A 14,685-nucleotide genomic window follows, 5' to 3' on the forward strand; every position below is an offset into this window, starting at 1 on the left:
GATCACCCGTTCAGCTTGGCCGAGATTTCCGAGAGCGACAGCCGCGCCTTGCGCGGGGCCGGCTTGTCAGGCGACGCGACCGCTGCAGCGGCAGCCGGAGCCGCAGCCTGCATCGCCGCAGGCGACAGGAGATCGGTCTCCGGCGCCGGCAGAAGCCGGGCCCGCAGCTGCGCCCAGCCCTCCGGCGTCAGCCGCGACAGACCCAGATGCTCGGCCATCGCCATGGCGTAGATCCGCGAGTCGAGAAAATGGTTTTCCCGGCGGATCGGCCGCCATTCCTCGATCCGGCGACCGCGCTTGATCTCGTCGACAAAATACTCCGCCGTCAGCTGCTTGAAGAACTCGGCATCGAGCCATTTGCCGAAATGCGGATAGCCGGGCGGGTCGATCTCGGCCCCGGCGCTGACGCCGCTCTTGTGGAGGTGGGCGTAGAGTTCCGACTTCAGACCCCATGTGCCGACCGGCCATTGCTTGGCCGAGCCGTATTTCTTGCGCTTGCCGCCCTTGGTGATGGACTTCTTCGAGGGCAGACCGATCGCCGGAACGCCGCGTCCGCCCACGCCCTTGATCGCATAGGCGCCGGGTTGCTGCCGGCACCATTCGAGAACCTGGCTCGTGCGACCGCCATCGCCGGAATCGACGGCCAGCGCCTCGATCATCCGATCCTGGCCATAGACGTCGGTGAAGCGCTTCGCCCGGAACGCTTCGAGCAGCGGCCAGGCGCCCGCCTTCGGATCGTCGGTTGCTCCCTCCAGAAACGCCGCGTCGATCGACCAGCTCTGCCGGTCCTCGGCAAAGGCGACCGCCTCCACATAGATCCCGTCATGCTGGACATCGGCCCCCGCGACGAAGATCAGCCCGCGCGCGTCGATGACGCCGCGCTCGTAATTCTCGCGGCGCTCCATCAGCCGTTCCCACTCGGGCGCGTTGCCGCGCATCTCGTGCGAAAGACCGAGCCAGAGATTGCGGAAGGTCTTCTCCTTTGCCTCGCTCGTGCCGGCGGCGACCGCCGCCTCGGCCAGCTTGTCCCAGGTCGTCAGCTGAGAGATCAGGGCGTCGACGTGGAAGGAGGGATAGAGCCCCTTGGGGTTGGTCGCGACGAAGCGACCGCCGCGCACCAGTGAAGCCTTCTCGTGATGCTCGATCACGGTTCCGCAGCAGGGCGCCACGTAACAGGCCTGATAGGGCGGGTGGTCGTTGTGCTTCATGTGCTCGTAGCTGAAGACGATCTCGTCGTCGCAGCCGGGACAGCGGACGTGCCAGTAGCGCTGGTCACCGTCCTGGAACAGCTTGTCGATCCGCGACGTCGCGGCGAGCGTCGGCGTCGACAGCGCCAGCACCCGCCAGTCCCCGGTGGCATGGAACGCCGTGAAGCGGCCGAGGAAGAGGTCGAAGGCATCGCCCTGCCCGTCGAGATCGAACGACCACTCGTCGACCTCGTCGCCGACGCCTACCTTGAGCGTCTTGGATTTCAGTTCCGTCGCGACACCGGCATTGAGAAGTTTCAAAGACCCGCCCGGAAAGCGCTTCGACGTCTGCGTCGAGCCCTCGCCGGAGCGCGACATCTGACCACGAACCTTCGTCTTGAGGCTCTTCGTTCCGGCGATCGCCGGGCCGAGCTTTTCGCGGTTGAACTCGCCGACATCCTCCTGCCGCGGCACGGCATAGGCGATCCTGCAGGGCGCCAGCGCAATGTATGAGCCGACCAGCGCGATGCCGGCGACCGAGATGCCGGTCTGCTGGCTCTTGCGGACCGCCACCATGTTGTGGGGCGAATCCGGGCCGAGCGCGTCGATGATCTCCGGCACATAGGGCGTCAGCGAGACGTCCCAGCGCGACCCGGCTCGCGGGCCGTCCGGCACCACGAGGTCCTTCGCCCAGGCGGACGGCGTCATCGGCGGCTGCGGCGCGAGGATCCCCGCGAAGATGCCGGCGATCAGGACGAGGGCGTTCGGATGTTTCATTCGTCCTCCTCCTCTTCCGCCTCGGCCGTCAGCCGCATGTTCTCGGACAGGTTGGTCTTGAGGTCCCGCGCCATGACCTTCAGCGCGTCCCGGACCCCGGCGACGCCGCTGCGGCTGAACGCGGTCGCGATGTCGTCGGCCTTGGTCGGCAGCTGGTCGATGCCCCGCAGCATGCTTTCTGCGCAGCGTTCCATCGCGCGCTGAACGTCTTCCAGCGGCAACAGCCGCCCCATCCGCTCTTCGAATTCGAGCTTGGCGATCTTCGACCGGTATTCCTCGGTGACCGTCTTCGCCGCCGTCAGGCCGCTGGACGAAGACGGCCCCACCTGGGCGCGGGCCCCATCCTTCGCGATCTCGCCACCGATTGCCGACGCCTGCGGCGGTGGCGCGTCGGGATAGTCCCGCCCGACATCGATCCGCTCGCGGTTCTCGCCCAGCCTGAAGTCCGCCTCGGCCGGGTCGATCAGCTTGCGCCCCTGCGGCCCCGCCACGGTCGGGATCTTCCCGCTGGAGACCATCTTGCCGACCGCCTGCTTCGAGACGCCACGATGCCGGGCATACTCGACCTGCGTCATCAGCCCGTCGGTCACCCGCGTCAACCCTTCGTCGTCAACCCGGTCAACCCGGTCAACCTTCTGTTTTCACTAAAAAACTAGCGCTTTCCCGCGCGCGGCCCGCACCGCTGGTGAAGGGGCGCGGGGTACGGTCCCTAGACCTCGATCCGAGGCCGAAAGGGCGGCGGGGGGCTGGCCGGGTCAGAGGCGGCCGAGCATGTAGGAGATGCCGCGGGAGAGCTCGGCGAAGAACGTGCCGCGCGCGATCTCGGTCAGCATCTGTTCGTAGACCTTGGGATTGCGCGTCGCCTCGCCTGCCGGGTTCGGGCCGAACAGCCGCATCGTCGGAAAACGCGCCGCGCCCTTGCGCTTCAGCACACGCCCGCGCCCGACGCCGCCCGTCGCGATGAAGGCCGAGCGATAGGTACCGCGCTGCGGCACGAACACGCCCCGCGCCCGCTGCTTCGCATTGAGTTCGTCGAGAGGGATCTGCCGCGAGCGCACGATCAGCGTGAGATCGCCGCCGCTGACGTGGGAGCGCATCCGCGCCTTGACGTGTTTTTGCGCAATGTCCATCCGCGCCGAGGCGAGCCGGGCATAGGTCCGCTCGACCACCGAGCGCGAGCGCCCGAAGGCGCGGGCGAGCACCTGGCTCTGCATTTTCTCCGGCAGCTGCCGGAACGCCCGCGCCAGACGGTCGTAATCGGCACTGTCGATCCTGAATTCGACCCCTGCCGCCACGGCCAATCCTCCAACGAAAAACGCCCCGCGGGGGGTCCGCAGGGCGTTCTGATCTTCTTCAGCCTGCTTTGTATCCGCCAAATCATTCCCGCAAGTCAATCCGCGCGGCGATCCTGCCTGTGGAAAACCGCCTCGCTTCAGCCCGCAGCGCGCCTGTGGCGCGCATCCGTGTCGTTTTCCACGATTTCGCATCCCGCCGCGAAGCGCTCGCCCTCGGCCTCCCACGGCCAGAGTGCGCGCGGCGAGCCCTCGACACGGTGCGCCGTCAGGTCGCCGCACGTGCCTGCCTGAAGCCGCGCGGTCAGTTCGGCCAGCGCCACCAGATAGGCCTGATAGGTCAGCCGATCGCGCACGAGCCGGGCCGGATCCGGCGCCAGCACCGTCTTGCGATAGGCGCCGGGGAACGGCCGCTGCCGGCGACGATCATAGCCGTCGATCTCGATCGTGATCCCGGGACGCCCCTCGCCGTCGCAGCGTTCCGCTTGGCGGAACCACGCCGTCCCGCCTTGCGCATTGCGCACGAACACGCGACGGACCGGCCCGTAATCCAGCCACTCCGGCGCCCCGCCGAGGATCGCGTGGCGCACGATCAGCCCCGGCATCCGGCCCGCCCGTGTGTCGAGCGCCATCGCCCTGCCGCGCGCGTGGCAATCCGCCCGCTCCGCTCCGGTGAGGGGCGATCCGTCCGAACATCTGAGATCGGCGAGCCCGTCCCAGTCCTCGGCGACGGCGAAGTCGATCCCGGCCATCGCCTGGACCGTCCGCCCGACGATCAGCGCGTCGGGATGCGGGTCGCTCTCGGCCGAGAGATCGGCGACGCAGCCCCAGGCGTTGCGCCCGTCATCGTCGACCACGGTCAGAAGCCGCTCGTAGTCGTTCATCGGTCCCCAGCCATTCATCGCCACGGCGCTGCGGACCGTCCCCGACCCCGCCTTCGGCAATTCCTGCCGATAGGCCCAGCGCAAAAGCTCCTCGATTTCGATCGGTTTCATCGCCCCGTTTCCTCTCTTCGCGCGCTTGCGTCCCTGATTTTCGCCTTGCGTCCCTGATCCGGCGTCTTGCGTCCCTCATTCCGATTTTTTGTCATTCCTTCAAACCTTTGATCTTTCGAGGAAAAATTCCAATGGTTGAAAACACAAGGGACGCAAGGGGCGCTAGGGACGCAAAGTCTCGCCTTACGTGTAGAGGGGAACGCCCTTGCCTCTTCATCATGGTTTCACGCAGACACAGGAACGCGCGCGCCCCCACGCGCCCGCATGCATGCGAAACCTGCCGGCTTGCGTCCCTAGCGTCCCTAGCGTCGCAAGCCCTTGAAACCCCACACCCTTTGTCAGGGGCGCAAGCGCGCAAACGGCCGATCTTGCGTCCCTCGCGGCCCTGAAACGGACCGCGAAAGGGCGCAATCGGGCCGAGCCGCGGGCAGTTCGGCAAAGGGTACGGGTTCGACACGGGAGAAGGGAGGCGGCTGCCTGGCCGACCACGCGAAACCGTGGACCGGCCGGTGACTCGACGGGTCTCCCGCGATTTGCTTTGCTGGTGCAATCGCAACGGGAGGAATGGCGATGGATGACGCGTTCAAGAACCGGGTGGGTGGCGACCGGATCGCCTCGCGGCAGATCGACGAACTGGTCGGCATTGCGCGCGGCGTCGCCGCCGACGGGCGGATCAATCAGGCCGAAGCCGAATTCCTGCAGAAATGGCTGGCGGCGAATGCCGATGTCAGCGCACAGCCGCTTTTTCAAACGCTCTATCGGCGGATCGGCGAGATGCTGGTCGACGGCGTGCTCGACGATGACGAACAGGCCGAGCTGCTCGATACGCTGAACCGCTTCGCCGATCGCAGCTTCGAGCTGGGCGAGGCGCTGAAGGCGACGACCCTGCCGCTTTGCGATCCCGCACCGGTCCTCAGCTTCGATGGCAAGGCGTATTGCTTCACCGGCACGTTCGTCTTCGGAAAGCGCAAGGATTGCGAGGCGGCCGTCAAGGATCGCGGCGCGACGGCCGGGAGCCTTACCCGATCGACGTCGGTCCTGGTGATCGGCGCCTACGCGACGGAGTCCTGGAAACACTCGGCCTTCGGCAACAAGATCCTGAAGGCGGTGGACATGCGCACGGCCGGGCTGCCGATCTCGATCGTCTCCGAGCAGCACTGGACGCAGCATCTGACGGTCTGACATCGAGACGATCGCGATCATCCGCCATACCCCGCCGGATAATCGCCGCCGCTGCCCTCGCTGCCCGGTGCCTGGAACTCGGCGCGCAGGGCGAGGCCCTTGTAGACGGTGGTGCCGACCTTGGCCTTCCAGAAGCTGCGCATCTGGCCGTCCGCGCCCTCCCAGCTCTTCAGTGCGTAGTCGGGAAAGCGCCGGGCGAAGGTCGCCTGCTTGAACTCCGCCGCGCCCTCCCGCGCCGCCCAGCGCGAATAGGCGTCGAAGAGTTCGCCCGGCCAGACCATGTCGTGCTCATGCCCAGTGACGATGCAGGCGCTGCGCACGAAGGCGCCGATCGGATCGCTCTCCTCGCGATAGCTCTGGGTCGCCGCCAGCACCTTTTCCGGCGGGTTCAGCCCGAAATTCAGATAGTCCAGCGCCCCGGCGAGCAGCCAGACGAAGACGCCCGCGGCCTCGCGTTTCAGCTTGATCGGCAGCGCCCGGTCGACGTCCTCCTTGGCCACCTGGACGTCGAAGGGCACGAGATAGACGCGCCGCCAGATGCCGTCCGACGTGTCGTCGATCCGCGGCTTGTGATTGCCGGACAGGACGATCTTGAACTGCGGATCGACCTCGAAGAAGTCCTGGTGCAGGCGCCGCACCGGCATCTTCTCGCCGCCGGTCAGCTGCTTGATCAGCGCGTCCTTGAGCTTGACCCCCATTTCCGGCTCGGCCGCGAAGACGACCCGCGCCCCCGGCAGCCGCGCCAGATCCGGCGTCGCCTCGGACCCGCCCCTTCGCGAATCGCCGGCGAAGGAATCGATCGAGAGCGTCACCGCGTAATCGTCGAAGACGTGGCCGATCAGATCGGTCAGCGTCGACTTGCCGTTCCGGCCGATGCCGTAGAAGAAGACCAGGCACTGCTCGGAGGTCAGCCCGGTCAGGCAGTAGCCGAAGAAGCGCTGCAGGAAGCTGCGCAGCTCCGGGTCCGGCTGGATCGTCTTCAGAAACCGGTCGAGCGTCGGCGCCATCTCGCGCCAGTCCGGCAGATCGGCCGATGACAGGGCGCCATCCCGCCCCGGCGCGTCGAAGGGCAACAGCTTGGTGATGAAATCGCCTTGCGAATGGCCGCGCCGCTCGATCCGCCAGACGAAGCGCGGATCGTCCGGATCGCTCTCCTCGTCCTCCCCCTGCACGAAGCGCAGCGTGCCGTTGTTGCAGTTCAGCGCCAGCCGGTCGGTGTTGAGATCGCCGACGAGGCGCGAGCAGTGGGGCGCCGCCTCGGTCAGCATGTTGTTGATCTTGGTGGTGCCGGCGGCGGATTTCGCGTGGCGGAACCGCGCGGACATCCGCCCCGAGATCGCTTCCTTGGCCTCCTCCATCGCCGCGATCCGGTCCTTCAGCGCCTCGGCCTTCGCGCTTTCCTCCAGCGTCCAGCCCTCGCCCCGGCGCTCCTTCTGGGCCGCCTCGATCGCCTTCAATTCCCGCGCCGCCCGCTCGCCGGCCTCGACATGCGCCTGCAGCCCGGCATGCAGCGCGGCCTCCTCGTCGGAAAACCCCTTGGCGCCTCGCGTCTTGCGCTCGAAATTGAGGCGCTTGAGCGTCGCCTTGGCCGCCTCGGCCTGGGCGGACACCAGCGTCCAGGCCTTGAGCGCGGCGCGTTCCGCCTTCGTCGGCGCCGCCGCCTCGCGCTGGCGCGCCGCGACCGCCCGGCCGAGTTCCTTCAGATCCTGGCGCGCCTCCTGACCCGCCGTGATCGCCGCGCGCTCCTCCTCGCTGCCGTCGAGCCCGTAGGCCTCCTCGACGATCAGCTCGGCGGTCTTCTGGGCGAGCGGCCGGACGATGGAATCCGCCTCGTCCTCCTTCCAGCGTCGCCCGTCATAGCCATGCCAGCCGATCCGGGCCACGTGGAGGATCCGGTCGCCGTAGCGGATCAGCAGACGGCGGGCATTGCCGATGTCGGTTTCCGGTTCGAGCCGGCATTCCTCGAGGAGCTCCTCCGGCGAGAGCACCGGTTCGGGCTCGGGCCGCGGGTCGGAAGCGCCCCTGGCGGCGCCCGGATCGAAGGAAGGGGATGGGGCCTTGGTGCCGGTCTGGACCCCTCGTCCTTCGCCCCTCGACAGGCTCGGGGCCTCAGGATGAGGGGCGTCGGCGCCGTCCGCCGAAAGCCCCGCCTTTCGCAGATAGGCGAGCACCGCCTCGCGTGGATCGTTCCCCCCAGCCATGCGTCAGGCGGCCTTCGATGCTTGCAAGAGAACATCGCAGAAATCCGCGCCCTGCGGCGGCCAGGCCGTGGCGACGGTCCTGCCGGCCTGCCCTCGCCCTTCGACAGGCTCAGGATGAGGGCAGACGGAAAGCCGAGACTCGGCGCGCATCATCGCGGCGGCCGTCGCAACGATCTCGGAATCGCCGTCGGCGACGAGCAGGATCTCGGTGACGCTCGCCGGCGCCTGACAGGCGGCGTCCGGCGGCTCGTCCGGCTTCGGCTCGGGACCGGCGACCCGCAGCGGCGCCTTGCCGCCCTTGTTCTTCAGGGTCGGGTGGGGAAAGGTGCCCGCCGCGCGGCCCGCCAGATTGCCGAGATCGCCGGCGGCGGCGTAGATTGTATCGGCCGGGCAATCCTCCGAAACGGCGACGGCGAGCACGTTCTCGATCCCCTCCCCGATCACCAGCCGCGGCCGCGCCGGGTCCGGCAGGATCAGCCCGTCCCGCGCGACGAAGCCGGTCAGCGGGATCAGCCCGCCCTTCTTCGTGCCGCGCATCTTCTTCGTCGGCAGCTTCTCGACGGATTCCTCACCCGCGCTCTTGCCCGACACGGTCACCGCCCGCAGCCAGACGCTGGGGCGCCCCTTCGGTCCGTGCGGATCGAGAAAGGTCAGATGGCAGCCGACGACGGCGCCCGAGGGATCGACGAAAGGCAGGACCATCGCCGGCGCTTCGAAGATCGCCTCCATCCGCCCGTCGGCACAGACCTCGCGCCAGGCCGCCTCCGGCCCCGGCCGCGCCGCGCCGAAATGAACGAACAGCCGCTTGCCCGCCTGCGGCTGCAGCCAATAGGGCTCGAAAGCGATCGCCCGGGCAAACGGCAGCACCGGCGGCGCGAAACCGCCGAGGCGGCGGGTGAGGTAGGCAAGGACGGCCGCCGCAGCGCTGGAACTGGGTTTTCCCTCATCCTGAGCTTGTCGAAGGGCGGGGGAAAACCCACCCGCCGACGACTGACCGCCCGCAATTGCCCCTCGCCCTTCGCCCTTCGACAGGCTCAGGAGCTCAGGATGAGGAGCAATCGCTACCGCCTTTTCCCACTTGCCCCGCGCCTTGGCGATCTCGCGTTTTCGGTAAGCGTTCTGCTTCGCCTCGTCCTGCACGCGGGCCGCTTCGGCCGCTGCCCGGCGCTCGGCGAGCCGCCCCTCCCGCGCCTCCCGCTCCTCCTCCGTCTCCGGCGCGTCCCCCGGCACCGCCCGCCCCAGCACTTCCGCGCAGGCCTGCAGAAAATCTTCGCGCCGCGAGACGTCGAGCGCCAGAAGATGGGCGGCGAGCGAGATCCCGTCGCGGCCGCCATCGGCGCCCCGGCAGTTCCAGGCGCCCCGGCCGCGATTGATCGCAAACCGGTCGGTTCCGCCGCAGACCGGGCACGGCCCGGCCTCCTCGCTCTTCGAAATGCCCTTCAGCCCGGCGACGCCCAGCCGGTCCGCCGCCTCCGACACCGTCACCAGCCGCGCCTCCTCGACAAAGGCGTCGACGGCGGCCTTGCGTTCGTCAATCATCGCGCCATCGCCTCCCGCAACCTGTCCTTGCCCGTCAGCCGGTAGCCGACCCGGCGCGTGGCCGAGATGCCGCCACCATGGGGCCTGATCTTGCGCCGCAGCCGGCAGATGTGAACGAAGACCGACTGCTCTGGCGCTTCCGGCGGATCGAGCCAGAGCGCGGCGACCAGCGCCTCCATCGGCACCAGCTCGCGCCGCATCAGCATCTGCAGCACCATGATCTCCTGCCGGCACAGGCCCCATTCCTCCGGCGGCACGACATCGGCGAAGAGCATCCGCCGCAGAGCCCGCACCTCCTCGCGCGCCGCGTCCCGCTCGGCGATCAGCCGTTCAACGATCCGCCGATCGAACGTCGATTGCGCGGCCGCACTCATTCCGCCGCCTCCGATAGAAAAAACGAGAACCCGTCGACCATCTCGATCCGCCGAGAGACCCAGCGCATGAAATTGACGGTGAAGCCGTTGCCGAGCGCGCGATAGCGCGGTCCGTCCGCCGCAGACCTGCCGCGATGGGTGATGGCCGTGTAGCCGTCCGGCAGGCCCATCAGGCGCTCGCATTCCAGCGGCGTCAGGCGGCGGACGGCCCAGCCCTGGCATATGTTGCGCTCCTGCGCCCGACTGCCGCCGCCGGGAGACAACAGCGCGTAAGAAACGTCACCGCCGATTTCCAGCGATCTGCCTCCGGACCTTTCACGCTCCTGAAAGGCTACCGCTGGCGGGTGCGCCCCGCCTTTCGGCGTGTGGCAAGGATCGCCCGCCTTCGGCTTGCTGTAGTTGGCAGCGCTTGTGATCTGCGTCGTGTCGAACGGGATCGGCACGATCGGCGTGCCACGTCCCGTCCCGTCCTCGCTGGCGTCAAAGCCTTCGGCGCGCAGGGAATGGGCGACGAAGAGAGGGCAGCCTTGATTGACGTGCTGATTTTCAAGCCCTTGCTTGTCGCCAAAATGGCTGTCGAGGGTGGACGCTACGTCTGTGATATGGCGACCGCCTCCAAAGCCGACTTGAGCATCGGCGGCAGTTCCTTCCCTCGCGCTTCGGCGCGGCGCAGGATTCCCAGACAGGCTTTCGCGCTCAAGAAGAACCGCAGCGGCACGCTGCCAGGCGCCTCCAGAATGTCCGACAACGATGACACGCCGTCGTCTTTGAGGGACAGCCCGTCCAAACCCGTCCACTCGGATATACTGAGCGTCAATGACGCGCCATGCGAGGCCGTAAGCCCCTTCGTAGCCGACGACATACCCCGCAGATTTCCATCCGTTCTGCGGGACTTCGACCCTGACGCCCGCGAGCAGTCCCAGAATGCTTGCAAAGCTTCGTCCGCCGTCGTGCGAAAGGACGCCGGCGACGTTCTCCCAGACCAGCCATCGGGGCCGATATCTGCGAGCAACGGCAGCATAGACGAGGGACAGCTCGCCACGCGGATCATCCAGTCCCTTTCTGAGACCCGCGACGCTGTAGGCCTGGCAGGGCGTTCCTCCGACGAGAACATCGATATCTGCATCCGGCCATTCCTGGAAATCGTTCATGTCGCCGAAGTTCGGGACACCATTCATTGAGAGCGGTTCACCCGGCAGATTGGAGCCGTAGTGATGCGCGAGAACGGCGCAGGGGAACCTGTCGATCTCCGCGAAGAACTGCGGCGTCCAGCCGAGCGGTTCGACCGCGACGGACGCGCATTCGATGCCGGAACAGACGGAACCGTATCTCATTCCGCCGCCTCCGCGTTCGCCGGTGCCGCCAGTTCGAGGTCGGTCAGATAGTCCGGCCCCCACGCATTCTTGCGGATTTCGTGGCCGCGCGCCCGGGCGAAGGCGAGGACGTCGCGGTGGGAGAGGCCGGCGGCGTCGGCCGCCTGCTTGACGGCTTCGAGGCTGACGAGGCCGCCGGCGCGGTCGCGAAAATGCGCGGTGAAGAAGACTTCGAGCGGGTTCGCCTCGCCCCGCCCCGCCCGGTGCAGCATCGCGCGGGCGGCAAGCTCCGGCGTCGGCGGATCGAGCACCGGCGCGATCACCTGCCCGATTTCCGAGGGGCGAACGAGCCGCGCCCGGTTTTCCAGCCAGGCGAGCCCGGTGATCGCTTCGCCCGCGCGAAACCCGCCGACGCCCTTGGCCATCTGCAACAGCACCGCCCCGAACTGCGCCCGCGGCAGCGCCGCATCACGCCCGCCGGCGCCGCGCCCCTTGGCGAAGTCGCAGAAGGCGGCATAGGCGTTCTCGACATTGATCCGGCCCTTCGGATCGGCCACCAGCCGCGCCCGCGCAAACGCCGCGACGACCGGCTGGTCCTTGAGAAGATCGGGGGTCATTCGGCGGCCTCATTCGCAACAACCGCTTCGAACAGCGGGCCCAAATCCGAAGAACTTGGCGGCCGAACCGCCCGCCATTCGCCTTCGATCCGGCGCCGTGCCAAGGCGGCATAATCGGGGTTCAGCTCGATCAATTCGCTGCGGCGACCGTGCCGCAACGCGACGAGAGCCGTCGTGCCGGCTCCGCCAAACGGGTCGAGCACCACGCCTCCCTTCGGGCAGCCTGCAAGAATGCAGCGCTCGGCCAGTTCCGGGGGGAATGTCGCGAAGTGGGCGTCTTTGAAGGGCTGGGTTGATATCGGCCAGACAGCCAGCGGTGCCGGTTCGTAGTTACGGAGATTCCGCGAGCCGCGCGGCGTATCTTCAATCCCTGTGTGATTAACGTGCCCGCTATGCCGGGGGCTACTAACGTCTGCCGCGCGGACCTTCGCGCGCGGACCTCCGACGGCTTTCATTGTGCCGTTCGTTTTCCTGCCACCATTTCCCCGAGTCGAGCCGTTCTGAGCTTCGACGTTTTGCCGCCAGCGCACCTCGGAGGAAGACGCGGACACTTGTCGTACCGCTGCGGCATCATAGAGATATCGCGCCGATTTCGTCAGGAAAAATATCTTTTCGTGGCTCGTCGCGGGCCGATCACCGATACTTTCCGGCATCGGGTTCCGTTTTCCCCACACGATTTCGGAACGCACCCACCATCCGGCATCCTGCAGAGCGATCGCTAGGCGGTTGGGGACCATGCAGAGATCTTTGGGCTTCAGACCACCGCCGACGGTCGAGAACGGCTTGTCCCGAAACGTTCGGTCATCGACCCCGGCCGCCTTCGTGTCGGCTGCACTGCGACCGTTCGGACTGGTCGCGTAGCAGTCGCCGTAGTTGAGCCACAGCGTGCCCGTCGGCTTCAGCACCCGCCGCACCGCTTCGAAGACCTCGACCATGACGGCGAGGTGTTCTGCGAGCGTGGGCTCGAGGCCGATCTGACCCTCGACATTGTAGTCGCGAAGCCCCCAATACGGGGGCGAGGTGACGACGCAATCAATCGAATCTGCCGGCATACTCGCCAGAACCGCACGGACGTCTCCGATGCGGATCGTCACCCGGCCGTCGAGGAAGCTCTCGCTCAATTCCCCCTCCCCGTCCGCGCCAGCTCAAGGGCGAGATGCGCCGGGCACCAGCACGGCTTGCCGCTCTCCTTGCGGGCGCGGCTCACCGGCGCGTCGCAGAAGAGCTGCGGGCCGCGGTGCCCGGCGGGATCAACCGGCCAGGTGCAGCCGCGACGCTCGAGGAGCGGCATCGGCCGCGTGCCCGGCAGCGGCGCAAAGGCCGACGCGCCGCGCGGAGCGGCGGCGAGGTCAGGCGCCCCACCTCCCCCTTGTGGGGAGGTCGACGGCGGAGCGAAGCCTCCGACCGGCGGGTGGGGGGTCGACGACACGCCCTGCGATAATTCACCTGGGGCGAGACTCGCGCCTCGCCCCTTCGTCCGGCTCTCAGGGGATCGACCGGCTGCCTGCCCGTGAACCTCCGCCCTGCCTTCCAGCGTACAGTCATCATCGCCACGGGTCGGTTCCGGATGATGCTGGGGACCTTCCACCGCGTCGCGGCTGATGATCTCGTCTGCCCGGTGCGATCGGCCGGGCTTTGCCTGCAGGCTATCAGGAGGCGTGACGCACACCCCCGACGACCGCTGCAGCGGGGAAGCGCTATCCGTGGTCCGGCCATCGCCAGCCGGCGTTGCATTTTCGCGCTTCCTCTGCCTCATCGACTTGTCCACGGACGGCAGAGTTTCGGAATGGGAGACCCGCACCTCGCGCCCGCGCGGCGGGCAGAGGTCGCGGTGGCGGTTGACGAAGCCGATGATGGCGTTGCGGGTGCGGTGGAGCTCGACCGCGATCTGCGCGGCCGAATGGCCCTCGTTCCAGAGCTCGCCGATCCGCTGCTTTTCCTCTTCGGTGTAGGGCCGGTTCCAGAAGGCGTCGATCGCCACGTCACGGCTCGGCGCCTTCTGGAGCCCTCGCCCTTCGACAGGCTCAGGGTGAGGGTGTCGAGTAACGGCGTCGCCTTTGCCTGAAACGTCGGCGGCACCAGCGTCGCGGGAGAGCGCGGCGCCTCTCTCAAGCCCCTCATCCTGAGCCTGTCGAAGGGCGAGGGGCGCCCGCGCCGACCTCGAACCAGCGTCTTCCTTCTGCGCGCCGGCCACGGAACGCAAGGCCGCCTTCGATTTCTCGATCGCCACCCGCATCTCCGGCGATGCCTCGTGCTCTCGCTCGTCGATGTCGAAAAAAACCCGGCTCACGGCTGCCCCACCTTGTCGCGCATCGCGGCGACGGCTTCGGCGACGTCGTCGAGCTCGCGGCGGATTTCGGCGCGGTCGGCGGCGCAGATGCGTCCGTCTTCCAGCGCCCTGACCACGGCGAGCTGCGCCTCGGCGCCCTCGCGGGCGAACAGCGCCACGTCGGCGAGCGCCAAGGCGCCGGGATCTGCCGGCGCGCCGATCTGCCGGCACATCCACTCCGAGACGATCGCCCGCCCGCACAGCCGTTCGAGGGTCCGCACGTCGTTCAGCGGCATGAAGCGCTTCGGCTCCGACTGCAGGCAGTAGCCAGAGATCAGGCTCTGCGCCTTTGACAGCACGTGCGAACAGGCCGACGCCCCGCCGCAGGCCTCGACCAGCGCGGCGGTCACCACCTTCAGCGCCTTGTCTTCGGGGGCGAGGTCGGTCATCGCTGCGCGTCCTGCTCCGAACCGGAGGAGGAAACACCCCGTTCCTCCTCCGGCCATGCTACCGTGGAAGTTGCAACCCCACCCACGGAGACGGGACGATGAAACCCTTTACGCAAGACCAGATCGACGCATGGGAAGCAGCGGGTCAGCGCAAGCCGCCGCGCATTCCGGACGATGCGTTTGAACGCTTCGCGCAGATTCGATCCTTCGAGATCGGCCTTTATCCGAATGCCGTTCTTCTGCGCATGCTCAGCCGCAACGGGGACATCGCCGACGTGATGCTCAACCCGCACCTCGCCCGACAGATCGCCGCAACGATCATCACCGCCGGCCAGAGCGCCGGATGGCTGGACGCCAATGGGCGCCTGATCATCCCTGAAATCGACGAGGACCCCGGGAACGAGACCTGACCGCACCGCAACCGGCGCGGCGCCGGCCAACAGTCCCGGCGAAAACCGGAAGGCGGCCAAATCCAGGTCGCAAACCCGCA

The 14,685-nt window shown here is 67.8% G+C and carries 14 protein-coding genes; 2 read left to right on the plus strand and 12 right to left on the minus strand.

All coding sequences use genetic code 11. The features are described from left to right. Positions 1-2: 2 nt before the first annotated feature. The 4 genes from MF134_RS02020 to MF134_RS02035 form a co-directional block, all read right to left on the minus strand. Positions 3-1,964, minus strand: a complete 1,962-nt coding sequence (locus MF134_RS02020; protein ID WP_255337712.1) for a phage terminase large subunit family protein — start codon at positions 1,962-1,964, stop codon at positions 3-5. After that, positions 1,961-2,539 (minus strand): hypothetical protein, encoded by a 579-nt coding sequence (locus MF134_RS02025; RefSeq protein ID WP_255337713.1) that lies wholly within the window; start codon positions 2,537-2,539, stop codon positions 1,961-1,963. Before MF134_RS02025 ends, MF134_RS02020 begins: the two co-directional genes overlap by 4 nt. 180 nt (positions 2,540-2,719) lie before the next feature. Then, the gene (locus tag MF134_RS02030) at positions 2,720-3,259 is read right to left on the minus strand and encodes a hypothetical protein (protein ID WP_255337714.1); all 540 of its coding nucleotides are present in this window, start codon (positions 3,257-3,259) and stop codon (positions 2,720-2,722) included. A gap of 137 nt (positions 3,260-3,396) precedes the next feature. Next, on the minus strand, positions 3,397-4,251 hold the full coding sequence (locus tag MF134_RS02035; protein WP_255337715.1) for a hypothetical protein: 855 nt from the start codon (positions 4,249-4,251) through the stop codon (positions 3,397-3,399). Between the two features lie 570 nt (positions 4,252-4,821). Here MF134_RS02035 and MF134_RS02040 point away from each other — a divergent pair. Continuing rightward, complete coding sequence (locus MF134_RS02040) at positions 4,822-5,433, plus strand: BRCT domain-containing protein (RefSeq protein ID WP_255337716.1); 612 nt, start codon at positions 4,822-4,824, stop codon at positions 5,431-5,433. A 17-nt stretch (positions 5,434-5,450) separates the two neighbouring features. On the opposite strand, the gene MF134_RS02045 is transcribed toward MF134_RS02040, so the two are convergent. From MF134_RS02045 to MF134_RS02080, 8 genes are read right to left on the minus strand one after another with little or no spacing between them, the layout of a single operon-like run. Next, a complete protein-coding gene (locus MF134_RS02045) occupies positions 5,451-7,634 on the minus strand; it encodes a phage/plasmid primase, P4 family (RefSeq protein WP_255337717.1) in 2,184 nt (727 codons plus the stop codon). A 3-nt stretch (positions 7,635-7,637) separates the two neighbouring features. Continuing rightward, a complete protein-coding gene (locus tag MF134_RS02050) occupies positions 7,638-9,173 on the minus strand; it encodes a primase-helicase zinc-binding domain-containing protein (protein WP_255337718.1) in 1,536 nt (511 codons plus the stop codon). Next, positions 9,170-9,547 (minus strand): helix-turn-helix domain-containing protein, encoded by a 378-nt coding sequence (locus tag MF134_RS02055; RefSeq protein WP_255337719.1) that lies wholly within the window; start codon positions 9,545-9,547, stop codon positions 9,170-9,172. The genes MF134_RS02050 and MF134_RS02055 overlap by 4 nt, the downstream gene beginning before the upstream one ends. Beyond that, entirely contained in the window at positions 9,544-10,881 is a 1,338-nt protein-coding gene (locus MF134_RS02060) for a DNA cytosine methyltransferase (RefSeq protein ID WP_255337720.1), read from the minus strand. The genes MF134_RS02055 and MF134_RS02060 overlap by 4 nt, the downstream gene beginning before the upstream one ends. After that, positions 10,878-11,477, minus strand: coding sequence for a hypothetical protein (locus tag MF134_RS02065; protein WP_255337721.1), 600 nt, complete (start codon positions 11,475-11,477; stop codon positions 10,878-10,880). The genes MF134_RS02060 and MF134_RS02065 overlap by 4 nt, the downstream gene beginning before the upstream one ends. Then, the gene (locus tag MF134_RS02070) at positions 11,474-12,598 is read right to left on the minus strand and encodes a DNA-methyltransferase (protein ID WP_255337722.1); all 1,125 of its coding nucleotides are present in this window, start codon (positions 12,596-12,598) and stop codon (positions 11,474-11,476) included. Before MF134_RS02070 ends, MF134_RS02065 begins: the two co-directional genes overlap by 4 nt. Next, positions 12,595-13,767 carry a GcrA family cell cycle regulator gene (locus MF134_RS02075; RefSeq protein ID WP_255337723.1) on the minus strand — a complete coding sequence of 391 codons (1,173 nt, stop codon included), beginning with the start codon at positions 13,765-13,767 and terminating at the stop codon, positions 12,595-12,597. The genes MF134_RS02070 and MF134_RS02075 overlap by 4 nt, the downstream gene beginning before the upstream one ends. Beyond that, the gene (locus MF134_RS02080) at positions 13,764-14,195 is read right to left on the minus strand and encodes a hypothetical protein (RefSeq protein WP_255337724.1); all 432 of its coding nucleotides are present in this window, start codon (positions 14,193-14,195) and stop codon (positions 13,764-13,766) included. Before MF134_RS02080 ends, MF134_RS02075 begins: the two co-directional genes overlap by 4 nt. A 98-nt stretch (positions 14,196-14,293) precedes the next feature. On the opposite strand from MF134_RS02080, the gene MF134_RS02085 reads away from it, so the two are divergent. Next, positions 14,294-14,605, plus strand: a complete 312-nt coding sequence (locus tag MF134_RS02085) for a hypothetical protein (RefSeq protein WP_255337725.1) — start codon at positions 14,294-14,296, stop codon at positions 14,603-14,605. Positions 14,606-14,685 lie beyond the last annotated feature (80 nt).

The sequence above is a fragment of the Jiella marina genome (assembly GCF_024359545.1).
Lineage (GTDB): Bacteria > Pseudomonadota > Alphaproteobacteria > Rhizobiales > Rhizobiaceae > Jiella.